Origin of the sequence: Paracoccus sp. SY (assembly GCF_002901215.1) — a bacterium.
In the GTDB taxonomy this organism is placed as follows: Bacteria; Pseudomonadota; Alphaproteobacteria; order Rhodobacterales; family Rhodobacteraceae; genus Paracoccus; species Paracoccus acridae.
In genome coordinates, this window is record NZ_NWMQ01000084.1 from 1 (window position 1) to 5,904 (window position 5,904).

General features: G+C 65.3%; 5 protein-coding genes. 2 read left to right on the forward strand and 3 right to left on the reverse strand.

What is annotated here, in order from left to right; translation table 11 throughout:
• Positions 1-578: 578 nt before the first annotated feature.
• Genes CK944_RS21095 through CK944_RS21105 form a run of 3 tightly spaced genes read right to left on the reverse strand, consistent with a single transcriptional unit; the run spans position 579 to position 4,016 of the window.
• Complete coding sequence (locus CK944_RS21095) at positions 579-830, reverse strand: hypothetical protein (protein WP_103175024.1); 252 nt, start codon at positions 828-830, stop codon at positions 579-581.
• A gap of 49 nt (positions 831-879) precedes the next feature.
• A complete protein-coding gene (locus CK944_RS21100) occupies positions 880-2,820 on the reverse strand; it encodes a MacB family efflux pump subunit (RefSeq protein WP_103175025.1) in 1,941 nt (646 codons plus the stop codon).
• A 2-nt stretch (positions 2,821-2,822) separates the two neighbouring features.
• Positions 2,823-4,016, reverse strand: a complete 1,194-nt coding sequence (locus CK944_RS21105; protein ID WP_158248111.1) for an efflux RND transporter periplasmic adaptor subunit — start codon at positions 4,014-4,016, stop codon at positions 2,823-2,825.
• 441 nt (positions 4,017-4,457) lie between these two features.
• On the opposite strand from CK944_RS21105, the gene CK944_RS23040 reads away from it, so the two are divergent.
• Both CK944_RS23040 and CK944_RS21115 read left to right on the forward strand, forming a co-directional pair.
• On the forward strand, positions 4,458-4,712 hold the full coding sequence (locus CK944_RS23040) for a hypothetical protein (protein WP_146038742.1): 255 nt from the start codon (positions 4,458-4,460) through the stop codon (positions 4,710-4,712).
• 718 nt (positions 4,713-5,430) lie between these two features.
• Positions 5,431-5,706 (forward strand): hypothetical protein, encoded by a 276-nt coding sequence (locus CK944_RS21115; RefSeq protein ID WP_103175028.1) that lies wholly within the window; start codon positions 5,431-5,433, stop codon positions 5,704-5,706.
• Positions 5,707-5,904 lie beyond the last annotated feature (198 nt).

Genomic DNA, 5,904 nt, shown 5'->3' on the forward strand with positions numbered 1-5,904 from the left:
GCCCGTCCTCCCAAGGCCGAAGCTGGAACCCCGGCGGCGGCATCAGCATCGGGCAGGGGCCGCAAACCGAAAGCTGCAGCCATCGAGGGTGGCGAGGCGCCAAAGACAACCCGAGGACGCAAGGCAAGGACTGCGTCAGAGGCTGGACCGGTCGGTGCAGCGGCAGACAGGGAGCCCGCGTCCCAAGACCTCACCGCGCCGGACGAGGATAAGGATCGCAGCCCGGAGGCGGGCCTGGACGCGCAGATGTCTCAAGCAGCCGCAGGAACTGCAGGACCCTCAGACGGCTGAGTGAACCCCTTACCGGGTGCCCATCGGATCGCCCTTTGCGCCGCAAGACTGCGCAAAGGGTCCTGCCTGCCTTGCACCGGCAAACGCCGCAGCACTGGCGAGGGCTCTGGTCCAGGCAGCCAAGCTCAGTGCCGCTGAACTTCTGCGGTGATTGCTTCGACAGGGCGTTGTTGGCCGCAGACACGGCACGCGATTGTCAGATGTCGCGGCCCTGCTCTTGCGCCCGTGGTCATCGTGACATGCACCGGGCAGCACCATTCATCATGATCGACTGCCCGCGAGCAGGGTCATGTCTTGACCAACGCGCGGGCCTTGTCTTGCATCCGGTTGATGAACTCAGCCCCACCTGTTGTCGCCCGGAAGACCGCCAGATGCGCTGCAAACGCCATCGCATTGCGACCAATCGCGTTCTCACCCCTGAAGGTTTGCTGTGCCGCTTGAGCCGTGGTCTTCACCGCGGAGGCCGCGTTTTTGGCGCCGCCAAGATAAAACCCTACACTTCGTCCCGCCATGAGGCCCACGGCCGCCAGACCCATCATCTGCAAACATTGAGACGAACTTGCATTTGTCTGACGGCACACGCGCCGGTCATTCGCGGCTGAGCGCCTCCACCGGGTCGAGGCGCGCGGCCGCGCGGGCGGGCAGGAAGCCGAAGACGATGCCGATCAGGGTCGAGGACAGGAAGGCCAGCAGCATTGTCGGCGCCGAATAGACGAGCCGAAGATCGGGTTGCAGCTGCGCCAGCAGCATGCCGCCGCCCAGGGCCAGGGCAATGCCCAGCAATCCGCCAAGAAGGCAGACCAGCACGGCCTCGATCAGGAACTGGGCCACGATGTCGGACCGGCGGGCACCCACGGCCATGCGGACGCCGATCTCGCGCGTCCGCTCGGTCACCGACACCAGCATGATGTTCATGACCCCGATGCCGCCCACGATCAGGCTGATGACGGCGATGGACGAGATCAGCATCGTCAGCGTTTGCGTGGTCGAGGTGATCGAGGACCGGATCGTGTCCGAGTTCATCAGGAAGAAGTCCTTCTTCCCGTGCCGTTCGGTCAGCAGCGCCTCGATGCCGGCCTCGGCCTCGGCCATGTCGGCGTCGTCAACGACGCGGACCGAGATCGAATCCACCACCGTCTGCCCGGTGATCCGCATGGCGACGGTGGTGTAGGGCACGAAGATCCGCGGGGACGATGGCCCCGGCCCGGCCGAGGTCTGCGAGGCGACGCCGATCACCTCCAGCGGCACGCGGCCGACCATCAGCACCTGACCGATGGCCGAGGCCGGGTCTGGGAAGAAGGCGGATGCGGCCTCGACATCCAGTACCGCCACCTGCCTGCGCCGGGCCAGCGTCTCGCGGCCGAAGGCCTGCCCTTCCAGCACGGTGAAGCCGCCGACGTCGAAATACTCGGTGCCCACGCCGCGGACCGAGACGCTGGCCGACGTGCCGCGCCATGTGACATTGGCGGTGGCCTGGATCTCGGGCGAGGCCGAGACAGCCCAGGGTTCGGCCGACAGCGCGTCAGCATCCGCCGCGACAAGCGTGTCGATGGCCCGCGCCCGGCGGTCGCCGAAGCCCGATCCGGGCCGCACGGTGATCGTGTTGGTGCCAAGGGACGAGATGTTTTCCAGCACTCGTTCCTTGCTGCCGGTACCGAGCGCCACGACGGAAACGACCGAGGCGATGCCGATGATGATTCCCAGCATGGTCAGGAAGCTGCGCAGGCGATGTGCGTTCAGCGCCCGCACCGCCACCACGAAGGCTTCGAGGAAGCGGCCGATCCGTGCCGCGATGCCGTTCCCTTCGCGGCCGGCCGCTCCGCGCGGCCCTGTCCCCGCCTGGGCGCGGTTGCGGCTGTCCGAGATGATCCGGCCATCCCGCATCTCGATCACCCGGCCCGCGCGGGCCGCAACCTCGCGGTCATGGGTGACGATGACGATGGTATGCCCTTCGGCGTTCAGTTCCTGCAGCAGTTCCAGCAGTTCCGCGCCCGAGCGGCTGTCGAGCGCGCCGGTCGGTTCGTCGGCCAGGATCACCTCGCCCCCGTTCATCAGCGCGCGGGCGACCGAAACACGCTGCTGCTGGCCGCCGGACAGCGCGCGGGGGCGGTGGTCCATCCGCTGGCCGAGGCCCAGCCGTTCCAGCAGCATCGCGGCGCGGGTGCGGCGTGCGCCTGCCGGATGGCCGGCATAGACCGCGGGCACCTCGACATTCGCCAGCGCGTCAAGGTCGGGCAGCAGCTGGTAGCGCTGGAAGATGAAGCCGAAATGCCGCCGCCGCAGCCGGGCGCGGTCTTCCTCGGACAACGCCCCCACGTCCTGCCCGGCGTAAAAATAGGTTCCCTCGCTGGGTCGGTCGAGGCAGCCGAGGATGTTCATCAGCGTGGACTTGCCCGACCCCGAGGAGCCGACGATGGCGACCATCTCGCCCGCCTCGATGGTCAGGTTGATCCCATGCAGCACGGTCAGCATCTCGTCGCCCGAGGGGAAGTCGCGGCGGATGCCCTTCAGCTCGATCAGCGGCGCCATGGTCAGAAGAGCCTCGGCGCGCCCATGCGGCCGCCGCCGCTGGGCGGACCTTGCGGGGCAGTGCTGCCGGGCCGGCCGCTGCGGCCGGTGACGACCAGTTCGCCCTCCTCCAGCCCGGCGCGTATCTCGGTCAGGCTGGCCGAGGCGATGCCGGTCTGAACCTCGCGCCGCCGGATCTCGCCGGTCGCGGGGTCGTGGACCTGCACCACCGCGCCGCCCTCGGGCGTGGGGCGGACGGCCGTGCCGGGAATGGCCAGCACGTCCTCGGCCTCGGCCAGGATCAGCGTGACCTCGGCCGTCATGCCGATCCGCAGGGTGCCTTCGGGGTTTGGCACGTCCAGAGCGGCGCGGTAGTAGATGGCGGTGCTGGTGTCGATCTCGTCTGCATCGGCGATGGCGGCAGGCGCGGGCTCCAGCGCCCGCAGCGTGGCCTGGTAGCTGCGGCTCGGATCGCCGGCAAGGGTGAAGCTGGCCTGCTGGCCGGGGCGGACATGGACGATGTCGGCCTCGGAAATCTCGGCCTTCACGACCATGGTGTCGAGGTCGGCGATCTTGACCAAGGTCGGGCTGGACTGATTGGCGTTGATCGTCTGCCCCTCGCGCACGGTGATGGCAACAACCGTTCCATCGACAGGGGCGAGGATTCGGGTGCGTTCCAGCGCCACGCGGGCGGACTGGACGGCGATTTCAGCCTGCGCGCGCGACGCCTCGCTGGCCTTCACATTGGCCTCGGCCACGGCAAGCTGCGCCTCGGCCGCCTCCAGGTCCTGGGTCGTCAGCAAGCCGCGCTGCGCCAGTTCGCGCTTGCGGTCCAGCGCCAGCCGCGCCTCGACGTTGGATGCCTGCTGCGCGGCGATCTGCGCCTCGATCTGGGCCAGCGCGGCCTCGGCCCGCAGCAGGTCGTTCTGCTGGTCTTCGGGGTCGATCTGGGCAACGAGATCGCCGGCCTTCAGCCGCTGCCCCAGTTCCACCGGCAGCGCCCGGACCTGCCCGCTGACCAACGCCCCCACCGATACCAGCCGCGACGCCTCGATGACGCCCGAGGCCAGCACGGTCTGCCGCACGTCCTGCCGTGCCACCTGCACCGTCGCGGGCGCCTCGGCCACCGCGTCGGTCGAGCGCGACGTCCACCAGGTCCACGAGCCGGCGACCAGCCCAAGGACGATGAGGATGCCGAGCCAGCGTCTGAGAGTCATGTTCTGCCTGCCTTGTCTGTGCCATTCCGACGGCCTTCTAGCCCCTCCTGCCCAAACCGAAAGGAAACGGACGCTCCGGCCGCGAGTTTTCGGAAGGACCGATTTCCAAAGGGCCGCATCCGAGAGGCCCCCTGCCAAAGCCTCATCGCGGCTGCATCGGGCACCCCCACGACCCATTGGACGACGCAGAGGCCAGAGCCCATGCCACCAGCCTCTTCGCCGCCTTCGCGCAGGTCGCCACGCGAGGCGCGATGTCCAGCCGAATCTAGGATTGAAAGATATCTCTTTCGCTGCAAGCGCCCACTCGCTTACTCAACGCAGCCTGCGGACAGGCGCATCAGCATCGTGGCGACCCTCTGCGGGCGAATGGATCGGTGACTGGGATGGAACAGGAACCGACCTCTCCAGGCTGTCACCCGACACGCGCCACCAGAAGGTCGCATGTTCATGGCGAACAACCTACTTCATAGGATCAACCGTGTCCTCAAAATCGTCGGCCGCAGGCGAGGGAAAACCGGCTGGCACCTGAATGTCGGTCAGTGGCAAGTCGCGGTCGATCAGCGTGACGCTGAGAGAATGAAGATCAAGCAACATGGCCCAGAACAATCTGTGAACATTAGTCATAGTTCCGATATGCCCCTGATCGTCAAGGACTACGGGTCACGACAAGGCAAAAAGGTGGGGACAGGCTGCTGATCCGGCACAGGTTGAGCGCTGAAGCGTGGCTTGGCTGGATCTTCCAGCCGGGCGGCGAACACTTGGAAACATAAAAACAACACAGGTGCCGCCCGGCGGATGGAGTAGTTGTGTCTGACGCTAACGTAAGGGGCAACTTGTCCTTTTGGTCAGCATATCAAGGACTGATTTTTATCAAACCCTTGGAACCCTTGCGCTTTGTAACGTCGTTTCAATAAATGCTCGCACAAAACAAGAAAACGTCGAGCAGAATACAACGGAAGGATGTGCGCTGATGGGCATCATTGATCCCAGCATCATTGCGGTCCTGAAGAACTACAGGCAGGCGCAACAAGGCAGCGCCTGCAAGGTCTCGGAACCCATAGGCTCAGTGCTGGTGGACTCGTTGCGGCGGATTTCGCTGCTTGGACCTGNTGCGGTCCTGAAGAACTACAGGCAGGCGCAACAAGGCAGCGCCTGCAAGGTCTCGGAACCCATAGGCTCAGTGCTGGTGGACTCGTTGCGGCGGATTTCGCTGCTTGGACCTGTGCGTGAGCCAGAGAAGGTCTGCGGCTAAGGCCGGCGACTTATGCATAGACAAAACGATCTTCTTTGCACATTCTGCATGTGCCGGCCCGCCATTCATTTTGTGGAAAGCGACAGGCCGGTTGATTGACGTTCTGAGCTGCTGATTTTCACAGTCGTCCCGAGGGTCGGACGGCAACACGGCGGACGCCAGATGACCGACACGACTATTAGCCACTCGCGCGCTGCTTATTCCTCCAACCAGAGCGGCGAAGCTGCTGCCCAGGATGACCTTGCCACTTTTCTTCGGGGATGGGTCAGCGCCTGTCTTGGTGACGGCGTACAGGACCTGGACACGATGATCGTGACGGCGCCGGCCAGCTTAAAGTCTGCGTTCTGCTGCTATGACGTCATGGCAGAGGAGATCGAGGTCGTGGTCCAACGCATCTGGTGGGACATTGCGGTCAAGCGGATGCGGGCGGGCCGTTAACTATGCAGGAAGGCTCAAACCACTCCGGTCCCCCGCATAGACGTCTCACAATCCGATGGAAGCGACCCTGGAAAAAGCTGCCAAGCTTTCATGTTTTCTTGCTGACAAACCAGCTTCAGCCTCTCTCGGCAGGATGCAGCGCCCTGCCATTCCCGCTGCCTCATCAAATGGGCTCATGAAACCACATTACAGACGGCG